Origin of the sequence: Trinickia sp. (assembly GCF_051954495.1) — a bacterium.
Taxonomy (GTDB): Bacteria; Pseudomonadota; Gammaproteobacteria; order Burkholderiales; family Burkholderiaceae; genus Trinickia.
This window is the reverse complement of record NZ_JBQCHR010000036.1, coordinates 66795-88921: the sequence shown is the minus strand read 5'-3', so window position 1 is coordinate 88921 and position 22127 is coordinate 66795. Positions and strand designations below refer to the sequence as shown.

Sequence of the window (22127 nt, the reverse complement as noted above, 5' to 3'; positions counted from 1 at the left end):
TCTTCCGGCCAAGGAAGGCCCGAAGAACGCGATCGCGCTGAAAGCGATCGACAATCTGAAGAAGCTGTCACCCGCGCCGTTCGGCGCGAAGGACGATGCCCGATACATCGAGCCGGCGACCTACGAGGAGCACCTCGATCGCCTGCGCGACTGCGACCTCGTCATCGAGGCGATCGCCGAGCGGATGGACTGGAAGCACGATTTGTACAAGAAGGTCGCGCCGCACCTCGCGCCGCATGCGATCTTCGCGACGAATACATCTGGCCTCTCGATCACGAAGTTGTCCGAAGGATTCTCCGAAGAACTGAAGTCGCGTTTCTGCGGTGTGCACTTCTTCAATCCGCCGCGCTACATGCATCTCGTCGAACTGATCCCGACAACGCATACGCAGCCGCACATCCTCGACGATCTCGAAACGTTCCTGACGAGCGTCGTGGGCAAGGGCGTCGTGCGCGCGAAGGATACCCCGAACTTCATCGCGAACCGCGTCGGTATCTTCTCGATCCTCGCGGTCATTACCGAAGCCTCGAAGTTCGGCCTGCGCTTCGATGAAGTCGACGACCTGACGGGCTCGCGCCTGGGCCGCGCCAAATCGGCCACGTTCCGCACGGCGGACGTCGTCGGTCTCGACACGATGGCGCACGTCATCAAGACGATGCAGGACAACCTGCCCGACGACCCCTTCTTCTCGGTCTATGAAACGCCGGCCGTGCTGGCCGCGCTCGTCGCCAAGGGCGCGCTGGGTCAAAAATCGGGCGCCGGCTTCTACGAGAAGGACGGCAAGACCATCAAGGTGCTCGATGCGAAAACGGGCGAATACGTCGAGGGCGGCGCGAAGGCCGACGAACTCGTCGGCCGCATTCTGAAGCGCGAGCCGGCCGAGCGGCTGAAGCTGCTGCGCGAATCGACGCATCCCCAGGCGCAATTCCTCTGGTCGATCTTCCGCGACGTGTTCCATTACATCGCCGTGCATTTGGAGTCGATCGCCGACAACGCGCGCGACGTCGATCTCGCCATCCGCTGGGGGTTCGGCTGGAACGAAGGGCCGTTCGAGGGCTGGCAAGCCGCGGGCTGGAAGCAGGTAGCGCAGTGGGTGCAAGAGGACATCGCCGCGGGCAAGGCGCTCGCCAGTGCGCCGCTGCCGTCGTGGGTGTTCGAAGGCGCTGTTGCCGAAAAGGGCGGCGTGCATACGAGCGAAGGGTCGTGGTCGCCCGCGGCGGGCAAATTCGAGCCGCGCTCGACGCTGCCCGTCTACGGCAAGCAAGTGTTCCGCGCGCCGCTCGTGGGGGACGACGGCTGCGATCCGAAAGCCTACGGCAAGACGCTGTTCGAAACCGACTCGGTTCGCGCCTGGGTGGATGACCGCGCGGGCGAGGACGATGTCGTCATCGTGTCGTTCAAGACGAAAATGAACACGATTGGCCCGGGCGTGCTCGACGGCCTCGCGCAGGCAATCGAGCTGGCGGAAAAATCGTATAAGGGCGTCGTCGTCTGGCAGCCCACGTCGCTCAAGCTCGGCACACCGGGCGGCCCGTTCTCGGCCGGTGCGAATCTCGAAGAGGCAATGCCCGCGTTCATGATGGGCGGCGCCAAGGGTATCGAACCGTTCGTGAAGAAATTTCAGCAAGGCATGCTGCGCGTGAAATACGCGAACGTGCCGGTCGTCGCCGCGGTGTCGGGCATTGCGCTCGGCGGCGGCTGCGAGCTGATGCTCCACAGCGCGAAGCGTGTCGCGCACATCGAAAGCTACGTCGGCCTCGTGGAAGTGGGCGTGGGCCTCGTGCCGGCGGGCGGAGGCCTGAAGGAAGCCGCGCTGCGCGCCGCCGATGCGGCCGCCGGTGTCGGCGCCTCGAACGGCGAGCTGCTCAAGTTCCTCTCGAAGTCGTTCGAGAATGCGGCGATGGCGAAAGTGTCGGCATCGGCGCTCGACGCGCGCGCGATGGGCTACTTGAAGCCGTCGGACACGATCGTCTTCAACGTCTTCGAACTGCTCGATACCGCCAAGAAGGAAGCGCGCGCGCTGGCCGCCGCGGGCTATCGTCCGCCGCTGCCGGCCAAGCAGATTCCGGTCGCGGGCCGTTCGGCCATTTCGACCATCAAGGCGCAGCTCGTGAACATGCGCGACGGCAACTTCATCAGCGCGCACGACTTTTTGATCGCCTCGCGCATCGCCGAAGTCGTGTGCGGCGGCGACGTCGAAGCGGGCAGCCTCGTCGACGAGGAATGGCTGCTCGCGCTCGAGCGCCGCGCTTTCGTTGATCTGCTCGGCACGCAAAAGACGCAAGAGCGAATCATGGGCATGCTGCAGACCGGCAAGCCGGTGCGCAACTAATTCGGCAGGAGCGCCAAATGAGCAAACAATTGCAAGACGCATACATCGTTGCGGCGAGCCGCACGCCGATCGGCAAGGCGCCGCGGGGCGCATTCAAGAACACGCGCCCGGACGAGCTGCTGGTTCACGCGATCAAATCGGCCGTCGCGCAAGTGCCCGGCCTCGATACGAAGGTGATCGAAGACGCGATCGTCGGTTGTGCGATTCCCGAGGCCGAGCAAGGGTTGAACGTGGCGCGTATCGGCGCGCTGCTCGCCGGGCTGCCGCAATCGGTCGGCGGCGTCACGGTCAACCGTTTTTGCGCCTCGGGCGTCACCGCGCTCGCCATGGCGGCGGACCGCATCCGCGTCGGCGAAGCCGATGCGATGATCGCCGGGGGCTGCGAATCGATGAGCATGGTGCCGATGATGGGCAACACGCCGTCGATGTCGCCGCACATTTTCGAGCGCGACGAGAACTTCGGGATCGCCTACGGCATGGGTCTTACGGCCGAGCGCGTGGCCGAGCGCTGGAAGGTGAGCCGCGAAGATCAGGATCGCTTTTCGCTGGAATCGCATCAAAAGGCGATCGCGGGGCAGCAATCGGGCGAGTTCAAGGATGAAATCGCGCCTTACACGATCGTCGAGCGCACGCCCGATCTCGCCACGGGCGAGGTAAAGACGAAGACGCGCGAAATCGCGCTCGACGAAGGTCCGCGTCCCGACACGACGATCGAGGGCCTCGCCAAGCTGCGCGCCGTGTTCGCGAACAAGGGCTCGGTGACGGCCGGCAACAGCTCGCAGACGTCGGACGGCGCGGGCGCGCTGATCGTCGTCTCCGAAAAGATCCTCAAGCAGTTCAACCTGACGCCGCTGGCGCGCTTCGTGAGCTTCGCCGTGCGCGGCGTGCCGCCCGAGGTGATGGGGATCGGCCCGAAGGAAGCGATTCCGGCCGCGCTGAAGGCCGCGGGCTTGACGCAGGACGATCTCGACTGGATCGAGCTCAACGAGGCGTTCGCGGCGCAGGCGCTTGCGGTGACGCGCGAGCTCGGCCTCGACCCGGCCAAGGTCAACCCGCTGGGCGGCGCGATCGCGCTGGGTCACCCGCTCGGCGCGACGGGCGCGATTCGCGCCGCGACGGTCGTGCACGGCTTGCGTCGGCGCAACCTTAAGTACGGCATGGTGACGATGTGCGTGGGCACCGGCATGGGCGCGGCGGGCATCATCGAGCGGCTGTAACTCCCGTGACCCGGCTATGACGGTTCGCGTGCTTCGGAGCGATGCTTCGGGGCCGCGAACCGTTTTTTCTTACGGAGACAGACAATGGATATCGTGGTTGAGCGCAGCGCCGAGGGCGTGATGACGATCGCCCTGAATCGGCCGGAAAAGAAGAATGCGATCACGGCGGCGATGTATCAAACGATGGCCGATGCGTTGAGCGAGGCGCAAGACGATGCGTCGGTGCGGGCCATTCTGATTCGCGGCGGCGAGAACGCGTTCAGCGCGGGCAACGATCTCGAGGACTTCATGAAATCGCCGCCGAGCAGCGAGGATGCGCCCGTGCTTCAGTTTCTGCGGCGCATCAGCGGCGCGGAAAAGCCGATCGTCGCATCGGTGGCGGGGGTGGCGGTGGGGATCGGGACGACGCTGCTGCTTCATTGCGATCTCGTCTACGCCGCGCAATCGGCCATGTTCTCGTTGCCGTTTTCCCAGCTCGGGCTGTGTCCGGAAGCAGCCTCGAGTTTGTTGTTGCCGCGCATTGCCGGCTATCCGCTCGCCGCGGAAAAGCTGCTGCTCGGGGAAGCATTCGATGCGCAGGAGGCGCATCGCATGGGCATCGTCAATCGCTTGATGCCCGCGGGCGAGGTCGATGCGTTCGCGTACGCGCAGGCGGTCAAGCTCGCCGCGCTGCCGGCGTCGTCGCTGCGTGTCACGAAAGGGCTGATGAAGCGCGCGCACGGACAGGAGATCGCCGATCGCATGAAGGAGGAGGTCGTGCACTTCGGCAAGATGCTGCTGGCCCCCGAGGCGAGGGAAGCCATGACAGCGTTCTTTCAAAAGCGCAAACCGGATTTCAGGCAATTCGATTGAACACCCGGGCCGGCCTGGCGCTTCAGTCGGTCTGTCCGTATTCCACGTAGCTCGTCTCCCGGCAAAAGCTGACGAGGCGAATCCCCGCCTGCCGGGCGATCGCAATAGCCAGCGACGAAGGCGCCGAGATCGTCGCCACCATCGGAATGCCGACTCGCGCGGCTTTGCGCACCAGCTCGTAGCTTGCGCGGCTCGATAGAAAGACGAAGCCGTCCTTCGTATCGATGCGATCGAGCACCAGGCGGCCAATGAGCTTATCGAGCGCGTTGTGGCGGCCGACATCTTCGAACGCCAGGGAAATCGCGCCCTCGGCGTCGCACCATGCGGCGGCGTGCAGGCCGCCCGTGACGCGCGTGAGCGCCTGGTGCGAAGGCAGTTCGCTTGCGGCGCGTGCGATCGCATCGGGCGCGAGCCGGGTGAGGAAGCCGGTATCGGGCACTGTTTCCGGGGACAGATCCAGCAAGTCGATACTTTCAATTCCGCAGACGCCGCAGCCTGTGCGCCCGGCGAGTGCGCGGCGCCGCTCTTTCAACGCCATGAACGCCTGCTGTACGACCGTCAGTTCCACCTGCGCGTAAGGCATCGTCACGCCTTCACGGTGGAGCGTGACTTCGATGTCGCGAATGTCGCTGCCGCGCTCGACGATGCCTTCCGAAATCGCGAAACCGACCGCGAACGCCTCCAGATCGCAGGGCGTGCACATCATGACGGCATGCGAGATACCGTTGAAGACGAGCGCCACCGGCCACTCCTGGCCGACTAGATCGGTTGTCGTGTCGATACTGCCGTTGCGGTGGCGGCGTATTGGCTGCTCGATGACGCCACGCTCTTGGGGATCGTCCAACGGGTCGTTCAAGGGTGCTCCTCGCTCCAGTCGTGCGCGCTCAAGGTGATTGCGCGTATTGCGCCGGCCTCGGCGGGCCGACCGTGGCGGGGGCGAGCCGGGCGCTTCGCGCGTAAGGTTCTAAAATACCCGAAGCGGGCGCCGTCTGCCCGCACGAACCCGGCGCAAGCGCGCAAAGGACACCGCCATGGGATTGCATGAAACGCCGTTGATGTTCGATTTCGAGCTCGTATCGTCGGAGGATCTCACCTACATGCCGATGTCGGTCCGCTTCAATCTCGATCGCTTCGGCCTGCGCATCTCGCTCGCGCAATGGCAACTGCTGCCCCACGCCGATCGCGTCCTGCTGGCCCGGTTTCCCGTGGACGACGACGTGGCGATCGAGCCGAACTTCGACCATGCCTTGTTCGAGATGATGCGCACGCACGCGAACGTCGAGCCGGAATGGTTCACGCCCGAGGCCGAACCGGCCTGGCGCGACGCCGGCACGGTGCCGGAGGCGCTGGCGCGGCACAGCGCTCTGGCCGGGCTCGCCACGCCGAGCGCCGAGCGCTGGGGGCAACTCGATCCATTCAAGCGCTATATCCTGGCCAAGCTGACGCGCAAGAGCGAGGTCAGCCACGACTTCCTGCCGGCCATGCGCGAATTCGGCCTGGCCGAGTAAAAGCGGGGCGTCGCGACTTTTTTTTCGCACGGCCCTTCATTTCCCGTCGACGCTGCCGTTACCCAGAAGTTGGCGCGCAAAGGCTCGCATCGGTTTCGAATCGAAGAATCGAGCGAGTTCGTAGGAGACGAATCAACCGCGCCGCTCTTCCGAAGCGCCCTGAACCGAAGCGTTCCATGCCAGGGCACTCGACACGACAGACGTCCGGAATCCCATGAGTTCCTTTTTATCGAAAAGGCTGCTGATCAACGTCGCAGTCGCCGCTTGCGCGATCGGCGCGAATGCGTTCGTCGCCTACGGCCAGATCCGCAGCGAGCGCGCCACCGATCTGCGTACGATGCGCTCCATGAGCGTCAAGCGCGATCTCGACGCCTATCGCGAGACGCTGGGCTCGGCGCTCGCCGCGCTCGGCCGATTCGAGCACTCGGGCGCGCCCATCGGCGAGGCGTTCGAGCGCAATCGCGAGGCAGTGCTCGCACGCGATAAATCGCAACTGCGCGAGGCGTTGGCCGACGACGTGGCCATGCGTGGGGATCTCGAAGCGCTGTTCGCACTGGCCGATGGCGTCGAGCGGGACGCGCGCGCCGCGCTCGACCGTGCGGCGCACTCGAGCGTGGGGACGGGAGGGGCGGGGACGTCGGGCGAGCGCGAGGCCGATGCAGGAGAGGCGCGCGCTTGGGTGGCGCCCGTCTACATGCGGCTCGGCTCGACGCTCGATGCCGTCGACGTGGCGCTGGCCAAGCTGCGCGAACGCGAGGACGACGCGCTGGAAGCGTCGCTGGCGGCTTCCAAGCGTTCGATGCGATTCGCCACGCTGCTGCTGATCGTGACGATGGTGGCCGGCTGCGGCATGCTCGTCTACACGTTCGGCGTTCGGGAAAGCGCGGCGCGCGCGAAGCTGCGCGTGGCGCGGGCGATGCGCCGCAGCGACGAGCGCTTTCGGGAGCTGTTCGACGCGCACCCGGTGCCGATGTGGATCTACGATCGCGAGACATTGGCTTTTCTCGCGGTCAATGCGGCGGCCGTAGAGCACTACGGCTACAGCGAGAGCGAATTCCTGGGCATGACCATCCGCGAATTGTCGTCGCCGGAAGAAAGCGTCCGCCTGGAGTCGTACCTCGCACGCGCTCACCCGGCGCCACGCCGCGGCAGGGTGTCCGCGGGCGTGTGGCGTCAGCGGCGCCGCGACGGCACGCAATTGAGCGCCGACATCACGAATCACGCGTTGACGTTCATGGGCCGCCCCGCGATGTTCGTACTGGCCGACGACGTGACCGAGCAGATCAAAGCCGAGGCCGAGGCGCAGCGCTCGAACCAGATGCTCGAAACGGTCATCGACAACATTCCGCAGCGTATCTTCTGGAAGGACCGCGATTCGCGCTATCTCGGCTGCAACATGGCGTTCGCGCGCGATGCCGGCCTAGCCTACACGGAACAGGTGATCGGCAAGACCGACGAACAAATGCCCTGGGCGTCCCTGGCCGACGCGCTGCGCAAGGCCGATCAGGAGGTCATCGCCACCGGCGTGCCGAAGATGAATCATGAGTTCGAGATTCTGATAGACGGCGCCCATCGCGCGGGCATCACGAGCAAGATTCCTCTGACGAACGGAGACGGCACGGTGATCGGCGTGCTGGGCTCGTATACGGACGTGACCGACCGCAAGCGTTCGGATCTGGCGTTGCGGCTGCAAAGCCGCGCGCTCGACGCGAGCGTCAACGCGATCTTGATCACGGCCGCGGCCGGCAACGGCCATGTCATCGAATACGCGAACCCGGCATTCAAACGCATCACGGGCTACGATCCTGCCGAGGTCGTGGGCCAGGATTGCCGATTCCTGCAGCGCGACGACCGCGATCAGCAAGGCCTGGTAGAGATTCGCGAAGGCCTGGCGGCCAACCGCGAGGTGAGCGCGGTGCTGCGCAACTATCGCAAGGACGGCGCGCTGTTCTGGAATCAGCTGTTCATCGCTCCCGTGCCTGATCCGGACGGCAACACGACCCATCATATCGGCGTCATCAACGACGTCACGGATCTGATCCGCTACCAAGAGCAGCTCGAGTATCAAGCGAACTACGACGCCCTGACGCGGCTGCCGAACCGCAACCTGCTGCGCGAGCGGCTCGACCAGGCCATCGTGCGCGGCAACCCGCTCGCCGTCATCTTCATCGATCTGGACGGCTTCAAGAACGTCAACGACAGCTTGGGCCACAGCGTGGGCGACCGGCTGCTCGGCGTGGTCGGGGAGCGCCTCGCGCGCAGCGCGCGGCCGAGCGACACCGTGGCGCGCCACGGCGGCGACGAGTTCGTGATCGTGCTGACCGACGCCGTCGAAGAAAAGACGCTGATCGGCTGGATGGAGCGGGTGCGCGCGACGATCTCCGAACCCGTCTGGCTCGACGGCACCGAACTCTACGTGGGCTGCAGCATGGGGGCGAGCCTGTTCCCGCAAGACGGGGAAGACGCGGAAACGCTGCTCAAGAAGGCGGATCTGGCGATGTACCGCGCCAAGGACATGGGACGCAACACGTTCCAGCTCTATCAGCCGGAGATGAATACCAGCGTCGGCGCCCGCCTCAATCTCGAACGGCGGCTGCGGCGCGCGTTGCGCGACGGCGAATTCCTCCTGCACTACCAGCCGCAAGTCGACATCGACACGGGGCAAATCGTCGGGATGGAGGCGCTCGTGCGCTGGCACGATCCGGAAGTCGGGCTCGTGCCGCCTTCCGCGTTCATCCCGGTCGCCGAGGAGAGCGGGCTCATCGGTCCGCTGTCGGAGTGGGTGCTGCGCGAGGCGTGCCGCCAGAACAAGGCATGGCAGGACGAGGGGCTGCCGCCGGCGCGCGTGTCGGTCAACTTGTCGGCGAGGCAGTTTCAGCAGCGCGATATCGCCAAGCTCGTGATGTCCATACTCGAGGAGACGGGCCTCGAACCGCAGTACCTCGAACTCGAGCTGACCGAAAGCACGATCATGCGCAACGCGGAAGAAGCGGTGACGATGCTTAGCGAATTGCACGCGCTCGGCATCGGCCTCGCGATCGACGATTTCGGCACCGGCTATTCGAGCTTGAGCTACCTGAAGCGCTTTCCCGTCGATCGCCTCAAGATCGACCGCTCGTTCGTATCGGATATCGGAGCGTCGCACGACGACGAGACGATCACGTCGGCCATCATCGCGCTGGCGCATTCGCTGCAGTTGCAAGTGATTGCGGAGGGCGTCGAAACGGCCGCGCAGCTCGACTTCCTGAAGGAGCGCGCTTGCAACGAGATGCAGGGCTACTTCTTCGCGCGGCCGATGCCGCACGACGCCATTCCGGCGCTTTTGCAGCAGGCCAGGACCCGCAGCGGGCACGAGGCGCAAGGGGTGCCCGCGTAAAAGGCTCCTTGGGCGGCGGGCAACGCCGCCGCCGGCCGCTGCGGCCTTACGCCAGTTCGGGCAACTTGCGCGGGCGGCGATCCTTATCGGTCGCCACGTAGGTGAGCGTGGCTTCCGTGACTTTGACGAGTTCTTCCGCGAGGCTCATGCGCTGGGCGAACACCTCGACCGAGACGGTGATCGAGGTCGTGCCCGTCTTCACGATGTCGGCGTAAAAGCTGAGCAGATCGCCGACGAACACGGGCTGCTTGAACACGAACGAATTGACTGCGACGGTCGCCACGCGGCCGTTGGCGCGCCGGCTGGCGGGAATCGAGCCGGCGATGTCGACTTGCGCCATGATCCAGCCGCCGAACACGTCGCCGTGCACATTGGCGTCGGAAGGCTGAGGCACGACACGCAATGCGCAGGTCTTCTGCGGCAGCAGGGGGGTGGAAATAGTCATGTGGGGTACCTGTTCTGCGACAATGAGCCAAGCCTGCCACAATAGATAGCAAAGGCCGACCGGCCAAATTGTAAGGGCAAACGCAAGCACGGTCCCGAACCCCGTTGCAACGAGCGTGCACGGGTGCAGCCGCCGCGCTCGCAGTCGCTGTCCGATTCCCCCGCCGCGCGCGGCTTTCGCCCCATCCCGATCATGCACCGTCATAGTCCTTCGTCAGAACCCGCGCCCGCGTCGGCCTCGGGCGGCTCGCGCCGCGATTGGCAGACCATTCGTTCGCTGCTGCCTTACCTGGCCGCGTACAAAGGACGCGTCGCGCTGGCGCTGTCGTGCCTCGTGGGCGCGAAGCTCGCCAATTTGGGCGTGCCCATCGTCATGAAGCGCATCGTCGACGGCCTCGCCTCCATGCGCGAGCTGACGGCGCTCGGTCGCGCGCAGCACGATCCGGCCATCGTTCTCGCGAGCGGCATCGGATTGCTCGTGCTCGCCTATGCGCTCGTGCGGCTCTCGACGTCGCTTTTCACCGAGCTGCGGGAAATCCTGTTTTCGAAGGTGACCGAGAGCGCTGTCCGGCAGATCGCGCTGAAGGTCTTCAGGCATCTGCATTCGCTCTCGCTGCGGTTCCATCTGGAACGTCAGACGGGCGGCATGTCGCGCGACATCGAGCGCGGCACCCGCGGCATTTCCCAACTCATTTCGTATTCGCTTTACAGCATCTTGCCGACGCTCGTGGAGGTCGCGCTCGTGCTCGGCTTTTTCGTCGTCAAATACGAGGCCTACTATGCCGTCGTCGCGTTGGCCGCGCTCGTGGTCTACGTCGTCTTCACGGTCAAGGTGACCGAGTGGCGGACGCATTTCCGGCGGACGATGAACGAACTCGATTCGCGCGCCAATTCGCGCGCCATCGATTCGCTGCTCAATTACGAAACGGTCAAGTATTTCGGCAACGAAGATTGGGAAGCGCGCCGCTACGACGAAAACCTGCAACGCTACCGCGCCGCCGCGATCAGATCGCAAAATTCGCTGTCGGTGCTCAATTTCGGCCAGCAAACGATCATCGGCACGGCGCTCGTGTTCATCCTATGGCGCGCGACGCAGGGCGTCATGGCTGGACGGCTCACACTGGGCGATCTGGTCCTCATCAACACATTCATGCTGCAGCTGTACATCCCGCTCAACTTCTTGGGTGTGGTCTATCGGGAGCTCAAGCAAAGCCTGACCGACATGGATCGGATGTTCACGCTGCTCGGCGCGGCGCGCGAAGTGCCCGATGCGCCCGGCGCGCCGCCGCTCGCGGTGCGCGGCGGCGAGGTGCGCTTCGAGCACGTGCGCTTCGGCTATGAGCGCTCGCGTGTCATTTTGGAGGACGTGACGTTCTCGATCGCCGCGGGCACGACCACGGCGGTCGTCGGTCCGAGCGGGTCGGGCAAATCGACGCTTGCGCGGCTTTTGTTCCGTTTCTACGATCTCGATCGCTCGGGCGGCGGCGCGATCACGATCGACGGGCAGGATATCCGCGACGTCACTCAGGATTCCCTGCGCGCCTCGATCGGCATCGTGCCGCAGGATACGGTGCTGTTCAACGATACGATCTACTACAACATCGCCTACGGGCGGCCGACGGCGACACGCGAGGAAGTCATCGCCGCCGCGCGCGCGGCGCACATTCACGACTTCATCGAAGGCTTGCCGAAGGGATACGAGACCCCAGTGGGCGAGCGAGGGCTCAAGCTTTCGGGTGGGGAAAAACAGCGTGTCGCGATCGCGCGCACGCTGCTCAAGAGCCCGCCGATCCTACTTTTCGACGAAGCGACCTCGGCGCTCGATTCGCGTTCGGAGCGCGCGATTCAGCACGAACTCGATCAGATCGCCCGCGGACGCACGACGCTCGTCATCGCCCACCGGCTCTCGACGGTCGTGCACGCCGAGCAAATCATCGTCATGGATCACGGGCGCATCGTCGAGCGCGGCACGCATGCGCAGCTCATCGAGGCCGGCGGCGCATTCGCGCAAATGTGGGCGCTGCAACAGCGCGCGGCGCATCGGGCGCAGGCCGAGCCGGCCGAGTCGGCCGAGTCGGCCGCACACGGCGAGGACGCATGAGCAGCCCCTAGCGTGAGGGCTCGGCGGCGCGCAACTGCGCGTCGAGTGCCTGTAATTGCGCCGGCGTTCCGACGTTTTCCCAACGACCCTCGTAAAGCTCGCCGCTCGCGCGCCCGCTTGCAATCGTTTCGCGGTAGTAGGGCGTGAGCGCGCGGCGCTCGCCGCGGCGCAAGTCTCGGAACATGCGCGTGTCGTACACGCCGATGTTGCCGAACGTGTAGCGGGCGGCGCCTTCGAGCGAAAGCTGCCCGGCGGCGTCGAGCGCGAAATCGCCGCGCGGATGAAACGGCGGATTCGGCACCATGACGAGATGCATGCCCGGCTGGGGGCAGGCTGCCAGGCGCGCGGCCGGTTCGCGCAGGCGGGCGTAGTCGAATTCGCAGAACACGTCTGCGCTCACGGCCGCGAACACGCTAGGTACGCCGCGCGTCAAGAGCAGCGGCAACGCCTGCGCGATGCCGCCCGCCGTCTCGAGCGCCTCGGTTTCGGCCGAATAGGCAAGGCGCACGCCGTAGCGAGAGCCATCTCCGAGCGTCTGCTCGATTTGCTCGCCGAGCCAGGCGTGGTTGACGACGATCGTCGTGAATCCCGCTTGCGCGAGCCGCTCGATTTGCCAAACGATGAGCGGTTTGCCGCCCGCCTCGAGCAAGGGCTTGGGGCGCGTATCGGTGAGCGGGCGCATCCGTTCGCCGCGGCCCGCCGCGAAAATCATGGCCGTCGTCAGTGAGTGGGTCATCGATCGCGCCGTCCGCTCAAAACGTGTAGCCCACTTCACGCGCGCGATCGTCGAGCTCGTCGAGCAAGCGCGCGAACGGCGCGAGCGGGCGATAGCGCTGGCTGACCTTGCGCGCGTAGCCGACGAAGCGCGGCAGGTCGGCCAGATAGCGCGGTTTGCCGTCGCGATGGTGCAAGCGGGCGAATAGACCGAGGATCTTGATGTGCCGCTGCAAACCGATCCATTCGATCTGCCTGTAGAACTCGCCGAAATCGGGGTCGACGGGCAGGCCCGCCTTTTTCGCCCGTTCCCAGTAATACGCGAAGCAGTCGAGTTCGAACGCTTCATCCCAACTGATGAAGGCGTCGCGCAGCAGCGAAGCGATGTCGTAGGCGATCGGCCCGTACACCGCGTCTTGAAAATCGAGCACGCCCGGATTGGGCTCGCAGATCATCAGGTTGCGCGGCATGAAGTCGCGCAGCATGAACACTTGCGGCTGAGCGCGCGCGCTCGCGATCAAGAGGGCGTAGGTGCGATCGAGCACGCCGCGTGTTCTTTCGTCGACGTCTCGGCCGAGGTGGCGCGCCAAGTACCACTCGGGCATGAGCTCCATCTCGCGCCGCAGGAATGCTTCGTCGAAAGGCGGCAGCACGCCTTCGCGCGAGCTTGCCTGCCAGCGGATCAGGGCGTCGATCGCATTGCGCATCAGCGGCTTGGCGCGCACCGTGTCGTTCGGATCGAGCTCGGCCATATAGGTGCGCGTGCCCAGGTCGGTGACGAGCATGAAGCCCGCCTGCAGATCGCATTCCAGTACGCGCGGCACGTGTACGCGCGCGTCGGCCAGCATCTGGGCGATTTGCGCGAACTCGCGGCACTTTTCCGGGGGCGGCGCATCGACGGCGATCAGCGAGGGGGCGTGTTCGCCGCTGCTTGCCAGCCGGAAGTAGCGCCGAAAACTCGCGTCGGCCGAGGCCGGTGCGAGGGTGGAGACATCGAGGCCGTAACGGTGCGCGAAGGTATCGAGCCACGCGGCGAGTGCGTCGCGCCGGGTATCGGCGGGGGAGTCGGTCATCGTGAGTGCGGGCGGTAAAACGTCTTGCCATATAATACCCGACGACTTTTTGTGTTGCGCCCCTGTTCCCGTGTCGGCTTGCGCACGGTCCCTCGACTGCTCGTCGCTCGCGCGAGTGCGCGCTGTACTCGCATGCGCCGCGACGTCTCGCCTTCGCGGGCCGCGCGGGTGACGTGCGACGGGCCTGCGCCCGCCGCCGAGCCGATCCGCCAAACGATAGATGCCGCCAAGACAGCTCCTTCCCACGAATTTCCCCGTCGACGCGTTGCCGCGCGTGAGGCGGCTCGTCGCGGCCCTCATCGCCGTTCCGGGCTTCATGCCGGCCGTGTCGCACGCGCAATTGACGGGTGCGGCCGCCGAGCCGCAGCCGACCGATGTGCCGTGGGGCCTGCGGCTCGCGCCGCAGCTCGAGGAACATCCTTTGAGCCCGGGCAGCGCCAGCGCGACGTTCGTGCTCGGCGACGACACGAGCGGCACGGCCGATCGCGACATGGCCGTCAAGGGCGCTGCGGAGCTTCGCCGCCACACGAGCGTCGTCAAGGCCGATGCGTTCCATTACGACCAAGACACGGATATGGCCGATGCCTACGGCCACGTGCGCGTGATCAACAATGGCGTGTCGTTCGTAGGTCCGGAGGCGCACCTCAAGGTGGAAGCCAGTCAGGGCTACATGCCGCAGCCGAAGTACCACTTCAACCTGAACGGCGGCACGGGCAGCGCCGCCCGGGTCGATTTGCTCGACGGCGAGCGCTCCGAGTTCACGAGTGCGACCTATACGGCCTGTCAATGCGCCGATCCGGCGTGGTACATCCGCGGTAGCCGCTTCGATTTCGATACCGGCGCGGACGAAGGCGTCGCGCACAACGGCGTGCTGTTCTTTCAGGGCGTGCCGATCTTCGGCAGCCCGTGGCTGTCGTTTCCGCTCTCGAGCGAGCGGCGCAGCGGCTTGCTCCCGCCCCAGTTCTCGCTCGGCTCGACGAACGGCTTCGAGCTTTCGCTGCCCTATTACTTCAATATCGCGCCGAACCGCGATTTAACGTTGACGCCGCGCCTCATCTCCAAGCGCGGTGTGCAGACGCAAGCGGTGTTCCGCTACCTCTCGCCCAATTACGCGGGCACGTTCACCGGCGAGTTTCTGCCCAACGACGCGCTCAAGCACGAGAATCGTTACGCGATCTACTGGCAGCACAACCAGAATCTCGGGCACGGCTTCGGCGCCTATGTGTCGTACAACAAGGTGTCGGACAACACCTATCCCGAGGATCTGGCGTCGGTCGGCAACCAGTTTCTCATCGGCACGCAGCTGCTGTTTCAGCAAGAAGCCGGCGTCACGTACAACAACGGCCCCTGGTCCGTGCTTGCCCGCGAGCAGCATTGGCAGACGCTGCAGGGCTCGACGCCGCCCTACGGGCGCGAGCCGCAGTTGAACGTCAAGTACGCCAAGTACAACGTCGGCGGTTTCGATTTCGGCGCGGAAGCCGATTACTCGCGGTTCCGAATCACGACGGCCGATTCGACCGAGGGCGATCGGCTGATGTTCAACCCGTACGTGTCGTACGGGATCGTCGGTCCAGGGTACTTCGTCGTGCCGAAGGCGCAGTTTCACTTCGCCTCGTACGACCTCAGCAACATTTCGAGCACGGCGCCGGCTGGACAGCCGAAGGCGTTCACGGAGTCGGTGCCGACGCTGAGCTTCGACAGCGGTCTGATCTTCGACCGATCGGTGCGCCTGTTCGGCGACGACTACATTCAGACGCTCGAGCCGCGGATTTACTACGTCTATACGCCGTACCGCAACCAAGCATTCGCGCCGCTGTTCGACACGGCCGAATCCGACTTCGGCGTGGCGGAGATCTTTACGCCCAACACGTTCGTGGGCAACGATCGCATCGCCGATGCGAACCGTCTCACGGCCGGGCTGACGACGCGGTTCATCAACCCGGCGACGGGCGACGAACGCGCGCGCTTCGTCATCGCGCAGCAGTACTATTTCACCGATCAACGCGTCGCGCTGAACCCGGGCGCCACGCCGTCGGCGGCGAGCCACTCCGATCTGCTGGCGGGCGCCTCCCTCAAGCTCGGGGCCGGTTTCGCCTCCGAGACGGCGTTCCAATATAATGCCGACAATAACCAACTGGTGAGATCCAGTATCGGCTTCGGCTACAGTCCCAGCGATCGCAGGGTCGTCAACGTCGCTTATCGGTACACCCGCGCGAACACGACCCTCGACAACACGCCGATCAATCAGATCCTGCTGTCGGGCGAATGGCCGATCACTCACCGGATCTACGCCGTGGGCCGATTCAACTACGATCTGAAAGGGCACCGCCTCGTCGACGGCCTTGTCGGCTTCCAGTACGATGCCGATTGCTGGATCCTCGGTATCGGCGCCCAGCGTTACGCGAACGGTCTGAATTCCTCGGGGCAGCATACGTCGGCCACGCGCGTGCTGGCGCAACTGACCCTCAAGGGGTTGTCCAGCGTCGATAACGGGCTCATGGCGGCATTTCGTGCCGGCGTGGCGGGCTATCAGCCGCCGCCTCCGCCGGCGCCGCCGTTGGCGCGATTCAGCAATTACGAGTGAGCCGACGAACGAACGCGCATGGGCTCGAGTAGGCATGCGCAAAAAGGGGCCGGGGAAATCGGGTCCGAGACATTTGGAGCATCTGTGGCAATCGTGAATAAAGTTCGCTGGGCAACGCTGGCAGCCTCCCTGGCCGCCGCCATTTTCTTGCCGGCCGCGCCGGCCGCGGCGCAAGCGCTGAAGGGACAATCCGGTCAAACAGTCGACTCGGTGGCGGCCGTCGTCAACAACGACGTCATCACCGTGCGCGAACTCGACGAGCGCGCCGCGCTGATCGCACGGCGGCTCGGGCAGCAGCACGCTCCCGTGCCGCCGCAGGACCAGTTGCGCGCGCAGGTGCTCAATCAAATGGTGCTCGAGCGTATTCAGCTCGAAAAGGCGAAGGAAGACGGCATCGTGGTCGACGACGCGGCGGTCCAGAAAACCCTGGAGCGCCTGGCGACCGCCAACAACATGACGCTCGACGTGTACCGGTCGCGCATCGAGGCCGAAGGGGTGCCCTGGTCGGTCTTCACGCGCGATGCCCGCAACGAGCTGACCCTCTCGAAGCTGCGCGAGAAAGAGGTCGACAGCAAGGTGACGGTATCGGACGCCGAGGTCGCGAACTACATCGCGAGCCAGCGTGGTCCCGGCGCGCGGGCGCAGCAAGAGCTGCATATCGAGCACATCCTCGTGAAGGCGCCGGCAGGCGCGCCGCAGGCTGAGCTCGATGCGGCGCAAAAGAAGGCAGAGTCGATTCTGCAGCAAGCCAAGGGCGGCGCGAAGTTCGAATCCCTGGCCAAGGAAAGTTCGCAGGCGGCCGACGCGAAAACCGGCGGCGATCTCGGCTTCAAGGCGCCGGCTAGCTTGCCCGCGCCGTTCGTCGCGGCGGCGTCGCAATTGCGTCCGGGCGAAGTGAACCCGGATGTGATCCGTACCGACGACGGCTTCGAAGTGATGCGCCTAGTCGATCGGCGCACGGGCGTCGGCGGGTCGGCAGCCGATGCGCCCAAGCTCGTGCAGACTCACGTACGCCACATTTTGCTGCGTGTCGGCGATGGCCAGCCCGAGGGCGCCGCGCGCCAAAAGCTGCTCGAGATCCGCAGCCAGATCGAAGCGGGGGGCGATTTCGCGAAGTTCGCGAGCACGTACTCGCAAGACGGCTCCGCATCGCAAGGCGGCGATCTCGGCTGGATCAGCCCCGGCGAAACCGTGCCCGAGTTCGAGCGCGCGATGAACAACCTCAAGGACGGCGAGATCAGCGAGCCCGTTCGCTCCGAGTACGGCTATCACCTGATTCAAGTACTCGGCCGGCGCGAGGCGCAAGGCTCGATCCAGCAGCAGATGGATCTGGCGCGCCAGGCGATCGGCCAGCGCAAGGCCGAGCAGGCGTACTCCGATTGGCTGCGACAGCTGCGCGATTCGGCCTACGTCCAGTACAAGGTCGCGGTCCCGCTCGCCCAGCAGTAGCAAGCCTTAATCGACCATGACGAGCACCGCCAGCGCTTCTCCGCTTACGATTGCGATCACGACCGGCGAACCGGCCGGCGTGGGGCCCGAGCTGACGGCGGTCGCCCTGGCGGGCGCTGCGGCGCGTTGGCCGGACGCATGCTTCGCGGTGCTTGGCGATGCGGCGCTGATCGAAGCACGCGCGCAGGCGGTCGGCGTCGATTGGCCGACGCTCGTCGGTGCGGGACACGTGAGCGTCGCGCACCGGCCGCTTGCGGCGCCGTCCCTGGCGGGCCGGCTCGATGCCGTGAACGGCCGGTATGTCCTCGGCCTGCTCGACGATGCCATCGACGGCGCGCTCGCGCGGACCTACGACGCGATCGTGACTGCGCCCCTGCAAAAGAGCACGATCAACGATGCCGGCGTCCCTTTCACGGGGCATACCGAGTATCTGGCCGAGCGCACCGGCACTGCGCGCGTCGTCATGATGCTGGCCGGCACGGGCGCTCGGCCGTTGCGGGTCGCGCTCGCCACGACGCATTTGCCGCTCAAGGAAGTTCCGAGCGCGATCGACATCGGCAGTCTCGTCGATACGATCGCCATCATCGATCATGACTTGCGCCGCGATTTCGGTTTGCCGGCGCCGCGCATCCTCGTCACCGGCCTGAACCCGCATGCGGGCGAAAACGGCTACCTCGGGCGCGAGGAGATCGACGTCATCTCGCCCGCGCTTGCGAAGGCTGCCGAGCGTGGTATCGATGCGCGCGGCCCCTATCCGGCCGATACGCTCTTTCAGCCGCGCTATCTCGACGAAGCCGATTGCGTGCTCGCGATGTACCACGACCAGGGGCTGCCGGTGCTCAAATATGCGACGTTCGGCGAAGGCGTCAACGTCACGTTAGGGCTGCCGATCATTCGTACCTCCGTCGATCACGGCACCGCGCTCGATCTCGCGGGTACGGGGCGGGCCGACGCGGGTAGCCTGATCGCGGCGATCGACACCGCGGTCGCGATGGCGCGCAACCGGCGCGGCGGCTAGCGTCGCCGCCGGCCGCCGGCCGCCGCGGCGCGAGGCGGCGTTTCTCGATTTCTTTCGGTTTTCTCACATCGATGTCCACCAGCAGACAGCATCAAGGCCATTTCGCGCGCAAGCGGTTCGGGCAAAACTTCCTCGTCGATCTCGGCATCATCGATTCGATCGTCTCGCTGATCGCGCCCGAGCGCGGACAGTTGATGGTCGAAATCGGGCCGGGCCTCGGCGCGCTGACCGAGCCGCTCGTCGAGCGTCTCGCCACGCCCGAGTCGCCGCTGCATGCGGTCGAACTCGATCGCGATCTCATCGCGCGGCTGAAAGAGCAGTTCGGCGATTTGCTGGCGCTTCATGCGGGCGACGCGCTCGCCTTCGATTTCGGCTCGCTCGTGCAAACGCGTGAGAAGCCGACGCTGCGCATCGTCGGGAACCTGCCGTACAACATTTCTAGCCCGCTGTTGTTCCATCTGATGGCGTTCGCGCCCCTCGTCGTCGACCAGCACTTCATGCTGCAGAACGAAGTCGTGGAGCACATGGTGGCCGAACCGGGCACGAAAGCGTTCGGGCGGCTTTCAGTGATGCTGCAGTATCGCTACGTGATCGACAAACTGCTCGACGTGCCGCCCGAATCGTTTCAGCCGCCGCCGAAAGTCGATTCGGCGATCGTGCGGATGATTCCGTATGCCCCGCACGAGTTGGCGAGCGTCGACATGGCCGTATTCGGCGAACTCGTCACCGCAGCGTTCTCTCAGCGCCGCAAGATGCTGCGCAACACGTTGTCCGCTTACCGCGATCGGGTCGATTTCGAGGGCCTGGGCTTCGATCTCGCGCGGCGCGCGGAGGACGTGCCGGTGGAGGAATACGTGCGCGTCGCGCAGGTGCTTGGCGGGTAACGCATCGTCTGCGTCGCAAGGGCGACGCTACAAGCGGCCATCGCCTAGGCCCGCTTCTCGCGCGGCGCGCGGCGGGCCGGCGCGTTCACGAGCACGATGCCCGCCAGCACGAGCGCCGAGGCGAGGACGAAACGCGTGCTGAACGATTCCCCGAGCAGGACCACGCCGAAGCCGACACCGAACAGCGGCGTCAGGAATGAAAATACCGACAAGCGCGACGCCATGTAGCGCGTGAGCAGCCAGAACCAAGTCAAATAGCTGACGAACGCCACCGCGACGGCTTGGTAAGCGAGGCTCGCAATCGCGAGCGGCGTCACGTACGCGCGATGTTCCTCGCCCAGCGCGAATGCGATGGCCAGCAAAACGACGGCGGACACGGCGAGTTGGTAGAACAGCGTCTTGCTCGCGCTCGCATGCGAAAGCGAACTTGCGCGCACGACGACCGTCGTCGCGGCCCACATGACCCCGCCCAGCACCCCGAGCGCATCGCCCAGCACCCCGGCGAGCGCCGAGGCGCCGGGCGCCGGCGGGCGCGCGAAGCCGTCGGCGAATGCGAGCGCGATGCCCGCGAACGCGACCGTGACGCCAACCCATTGCGTGCGGCGCATCTTCTCGCCGGCCACGAAGGCGTGGAGGCCGAGCGCCGTGAAGCACGGCGCCGTGTAAAGAAAGACGGCCATGCGCGATGCGCTCGTGAGCGTCAACCCGCCGAAGATGCAAACGAACTCGCCGGCGAACAAAACGCCCGCCAACAGACCGGGGCCGAGCGTACCGTCTTGTCGAAACAGCGGCGTGCCGCGCAGGCGGGCCCAACCGAGTACGAGCGCCGCCGCGATCGTCGAGCGCAAGCCGGCCTGGAGCATGGGCCCTAGCGCGCCGTTCGTCGTTTTGATGGCGACTTGCTGCAGGCCCCAAATGGCGCAGAGCAGGACCATCAGGGCGATAGCGAACGCGTCGGGTGCGCGGCGTAGGGGGATGGGCGCGCCGATGGCGGTGGCGGTATTCATTCGAAGCGTAATCGATACTAAGTCGTGGGGATTCGGCGCGTGCGCCGGACTGCTTCTCGTTGCCGTTTGCCGGTGTAGCCGTTCACTAGGCTAGGGATGCAATTGCCGAGCTAGCCCGCGTAACATACCAAAACAGCGCGCCGCACGCCTCACCGTGGCTGAGTAACCCTCATGGCGTCAGGGCGAGCGCCATGGGCGGTTTCTTGCTAAATTTCGCTACCCTGCCTTGTTTTGTGACGAAACCGGAGTTCAAGATGCGTTTGTTGCACACGATGCTGCGAGTCGGCGATCTCGACCGCTCGCTCAAGTTCTACACCGAATTGCTGGGCATGAAGCTGCTGCGCCGCCAAGATTATCCCGAAGGCCGCTTCACGCTGGCTTTCGTGGGGTACACCGACGAAAGCGAGGGCGCCGTCATCGAGCTCACGCACAACTGGGATACGAAAGCCTACGATCTGGGCACGGGCTACGGCCATATCGCGCTCGAAGTGGACGACGCGTATGCCGCCTGCGCGAAGATCAAGGCGCAGGGTGGCAACGTCGTGCGCGAGGCAGGGCCGATGAAGCACGGCACGACCGTGATCGCGTTCGTCATGGACCCGGACGGCTACAAGATCGAGTTCGTTCAGAAGAAAACGCGGTAACGCGTCGATGCGTCGTGCCCGCCGCCCGGCGGGCTCAAAGCGCCGGCAGCAACTCGGGCGGATGATGCTTGAGCGTATGCCGCGCTTCCTTGAATTCGGGAAAGATCGATTCGACGGTTTGCCAGAAGCGCGGGCTGTGATTCATCTCGCGCAAATGGGCGAGTTCATGCGCGACGACGTAGTCGATGATCGACAGCGGAAAATGAATGAGCCGCCAGTTCAGACGAATGCGTCCGTCGCTCGAGCAACTCCCCCAGCGCGTCGCCGCCGACGACAACGCATAGCCCTTGTAGGCCACACCGAGCTTGTCCGCGTAGTACGCGAGCCGCTCGCCGTACAAGCGTTTGGCTTCGGTCTGTAGCCAGCCTTGCACGCGATCCTTGATTTGCTGCGCATCGGCGTGGGCGGGCAACGCCAGCGCCAGCGCGCCTGCCTGCGCGTCGAACACGAGGGACGCATGCGCCGACGCCAGGGCGATCCGCACCGGTTTGCCGAGATAAGGAATTTCGGCGCCATCGCGCCATTCGATGCGCGGCAACGCACGCTGTTCGACTCGCGTCTGCCATTCGGCGAGCTTCGCGAAAATCCATCGTTCCTTGCCCGCGATCGCCGTTTCGATGTCGGCCAACGTGACCCAACGCGGCGCCGTGATCATCAAGCCGCTGCCGTCGATCGAAAACCCGATCGTGCGCCTGGACGAACGTTTGAGCCCATACTCGAGCGTGCGCCCGCTCAACGTCAGCCGGCGTAGCTTCACCCCGTTCGGTGTCCGGTCGGGGCGAAGTGGCGCCGTGGCCGCCGCGGGCGCGAGCGCTTCCTCGTCGACGGCGCCCGCGAACAACGGCAGATCGAGCTGCCGGTTATCGGGTACGGTCGCGGGGCGGGGTTTGGCGGGCTTGGACATCGGCGGGCGGCGGGGCGGTT

Annotated in this window: 17 protein-coding genes; 11 read left to right on the top strand and 6 right to left on the bottom strand. The window is 65.4% G+C overall.

Annotation, left to right across the window (positions count from 1 at the left end; genetic code table 11):
• The 3 genes from ACTHNR_RS06290 to ACTHNR_RS06280 all read left to right on the top strand — a co-directional run.
• The coding region (locus ACTHNR_RS06290) for a 3-hydroxyacyl-CoA dehydrogenase/enoyl-CoA hydratase family protein (protein ID WP_440546703.1) at positions 1-2332 on the top strand (2332 nt) is incomplete at its 5' end.
• Positions 2333-2349: 17 nt separating this feature from the next.
• A complete protein-coding gene (locus ACTHNR_RS06285) occupies positions 2350-3549 on the top strand; it encodes an acetyl-CoA C-acyltransferase (protein ID WP_440546702.1) in 1200 nt (399 codons plus the stop codon).
• Positions 3550-3633: 84 nt separating this feature from the next.
• Positions 3634-4401 (top strand): enoyl-CoA hydratase, encoded by a 768-nt coding sequence (locus ACTHNR_RS06280; protein ID WP_440546701.1) that lies wholly within the window; start codon positions 3634-3636, stop codon positions 4399-4401.
• 22 nt (positions 4402-4423) lie between these two features.
• Here the strand turns inward: ACTHNR_RS06280 and fdhD are convergent, their stop codons facing one another.
• Complete coding sequence (gene fdhD, locus ACTHNR_RS06275; RefSeq protein ID WP_440546700.1) at positions 4424-5257, bottom strand: formate dehydrogenase accessory sulfurtransferase FdhD; 834 nt, start codon at positions 5255-5257, stop codon at positions 4424-4426.
• A 175-nt stretch (positions 5258-5432) separates the two neighbouring features.
• Here fdhD and ACTHNR_RS06270 point away from each other — a divergent pair, with 175 nt between their 5' ends.
• On the top strand, positions 5433-5909 hold the full coding sequence (locus ACTHNR_RS06270) for a nitrate reductase associated protein (protein ID WP_440546699.1): 477 nt from the start codon (positions 5433-5435) through the stop codon (positions 5907-5909).
• Between the two features lie 214 nt (positions 5910-6123).
• Positions 6124-9285, top strand: coding sequence for a sensor domain-containing protein (locus tag ACTHNR_RS06265; RefSeq protein WP_440546698.1), 3162 nt, complete (start codon positions 6124-6126; stop codon positions 9283-9285).
• Positions 9286-9331: 46 nt separating this feature from the next.
• Here ACTHNR_RS06265 and ACTHNR_RS06260 read toward each other — a convergent pair whose 3' ends face one another.
• Positions 9332-9730, bottom strand: a complete 399-nt coding sequence (locus tag ACTHNR_RS06260; protein WP_440546697.1) for an acyl-CoA thioesterase — start codon at positions 9728-9730, stop codon at positions 9332-9334.
• A 192-nt stretch (positions 9731-9922) separates the two neighbouring features.
• Between ACTHNR_RS06260 and ACTHNR_RS06255 the strand changes: the two genes are divergently transcribed.
• Positions 9923-11830, top strand: coding sequence for an ABCB family ABC transporter ATP-binding protein/permease (locus ACTHNR_RS06255; RefSeq protein ID WP_440546705.1), 1908 nt, complete (start codon positions 9923-9925; stop codon positions 11828-11830).
• Between the two features lie 7 nt (positions 11831-11837).
• Here the strand turns inward: ACTHNR_RS06255 and murU are convergent, their stop codons facing one another.
• On the bottom strand, positions 11838-12566 hold the full coding sequence (murU, locus tag ACTHNR_RS06250; protein WP_440546696.1) for an N-acetylmuramate alpha-1-phosphate uridylyltransferase MurU: 729 nt from the start codon (positions 12564-12566) through the stop codon (positions 11838-11840).
• 16 nt (positions 12567-12582) lie between these two features.
• Positions 12583-13617, bottom strand: coding sequence for an aminoglycoside phosphotransferase family protein (locus ACTHNR_RS06245; RefSeq protein ID WP_440546695.1), 1035 nt, complete (start codon positions 13615-13617; stop codon positions 12583-12585).
• Positions 13618-13837: 220 nt separating this feature from the next.
• On the opposite strand from ACTHNR_RS06245, the gene ACTHNR_RS06240 reads away from it, so the two are divergent.
• From ACTHNR_RS06240 to rsmA, 4 genes are all read left to right on the top strand, one after another.
• Positions 13838-16201 (top strand): LPS-assembly protein LptD, encoded by a 2364-nt coding sequence (locus ACTHNR_RS06240; protein WP_440546694.1) that lies wholly within the window; start codon positions 13838-13840, stop codon positions 16199-16201.
• Between the two features lie 84 nt (positions 16202-16285).
• On the top strand, positions 16286-17650 hold the full coding sequence (locus tag ACTHNR_RS06235; protein ID WP_440546693.1) for a peptidylprolyl isomerase: 1365 nt from the start codon (positions 16286-16288) through the stop codon (positions 17648-17650).
• Positions 17651-17666: 16 nt separating this feature from the next.
• Positions 17667-18668, top strand: coding sequence for a 4-hydroxythreonine-4-phosphate dehydrogenase PdxA (gene pdxA / locus ACTHNR_RS06230; protein WP_440546692.1), 1002 nt, complete (start codon positions 17667-17669; stop codon positions 18666-18668).
• A gap of 71 nt (positions 18669-18739) precedes the next feature.
• Positions 18740-19552 (top strand): 16S rRNA (adenine(1518)-N(6)/adenine(1519)-N(6))-dimethyltransferase RsmA, encoded by an 813-nt coding sequence (rsmA, locus tag ACTHNR_RS06225; protein WP_440546691.1) that lies wholly within the window; start codon positions 18740-18742, stop codon positions 19550-19552.
• A gap of 44 nt (positions 19553-19596) precedes the next feature.
• Here rsmA and ACTHNR_RS06220 read toward each other — a convergent pair whose 3' ends face one another.
• Complete coding sequence (locus ACTHNR_RS06220; RefSeq protein ID WP_440546690.1) at positions 19597-20559, bottom strand: DMT family transporter; 963 nt, start codon at positions 20557-20559, stop codon at positions 19597-19599.
• Positions 20560-20813: 254 nt separating this feature from the next.
• Here ACTHNR_RS06220 and gloA point away from each other — a divergent pair, with 254 nt between their 5' ends.
• Positions 20814-21203 (top strand): lactoylglutathione lyase, encoded by a 390-nt coding sequence (gene gloA, locus ACTHNR_RS06215; RefSeq protein ID WP_440546689.1) that lies wholly within the window; start codon positions 20814-20816, stop codon positions 21201-21203.
• Between the two features lie 34 nt (positions 21204-21237).
• Here the strand turns inward: gloA and ACTHNR_RS06210 are convergent, their stop codons facing one another.
• Positions 21238-22107: a M48 family metallopeptidase gene (locus tag ACTHNR_RS06210; protein WP_440546688.1), complete on the bottom strand. Its 870-nt coding sequence runs from the start codon at positions 22105-22107 to the stop codon at positions 21238-21240.
• Positions 22108-22127 lie beyond the last annotated feature (20 nt).

Bases quoted from the DNA above. Each gene is read 5' to 3' on its own strand.
- ACTHNR_RS06285 (WP_440546702.1), top strand. From the start codon at position 2,350: ATGAGCAAACAATTGCAAGACGCATACATCGTTGCGGCGAGCCGCACG.
- ACTHNR_RS06280 (WP_440546701.1), top strand. From the start codon at position 3,634: ATGGATATCGTGGTTGAGCGCAGCGCCGAGGGCGTGATGACGATCGCC.
- ACTHNR_RS06270 (WP_440546699.1), top strand. From the start codon at position 5,433: ATGGGATTGCATGAAACGCCGTTGATGTTCGATTTCGAGCTCGTATCG.
- ACTHNR_RS06265 (WP_440546698.1), top strand. From the start codon at position 6,124: ATGAGTTCCTTTTTATCGAAAAGGCTGCTGATCAACGTCGCAGTCGCC.
- ACTHNR_RS06260 (WP_440546697.1), bottom strand. From the start codon at position 9,730: ATGACTATTTCCACCCCCCTGCTGCCGCAGAAGACCTGCGCATTGCGT.
- ACTHNR_RS06255 (WP_440546705.1), top strand. From the start codon at position 9,923: ATGCACCGTCATAGTCCTTCGTCAGAACCCGCGCCCGCGTCGGCCTCG.
- murU (WP_440546696.1), bottom strand. From the start codon at position 12,566: ATGACCCACTCACTGACGACGGCCATGATTTTCGCGGCGGGCCGCGGC.
- ACTHNR_RS06245 (WP_440546695.1), bottom strand. From the start codon at position 13,617: ATGACCGACTCCCCCGCCGATACCCGGCGCGACGCACTCGCCGCGTGG.
- ACTHNR_RS06240 (WP_440546694.1), top strand. From the start codon at position 13,838: ATGCCGCCAAGACAGCTCCTTCCCACGAATTTCCCCGTCGACGCGTTG.
- pdxA (WP_440546692.1), top strand. From the start codon at position 17,667: ATGACGAGCACCGCCAGCGCTTCTCCGCTTACGATTGCGATCACGACC.
- rsmA (WP_440546691.1), top strand. From the start codon at position 18,740: ATGTCCACCAGCAGACAGCATCAAGGCCATTTCGCGCGCAAGCGGTTC.
- ACTHNR_RS06220 (WP_440546690.1), bottom strand. From the start codon at position 20,559: ATGAATACCGCCACCGCCATCGGCGCGCCCATCCCCCTACGCCGCGCA.
- gloA (WP_440546689.1), top strand. From the start codon at position 20,814: ATGCGTTTGTTGCACACGATGCTGCGAGTCGGCGATCTCGACCGCTCG.
- ACTHNR_RS06210 (WP_440546688.1), bottom strand. From the start codon at position 22,107: ATGTCCAAGCCCGCCAAACCCCGCCCCGCGACCGTACCCGATAACCGG.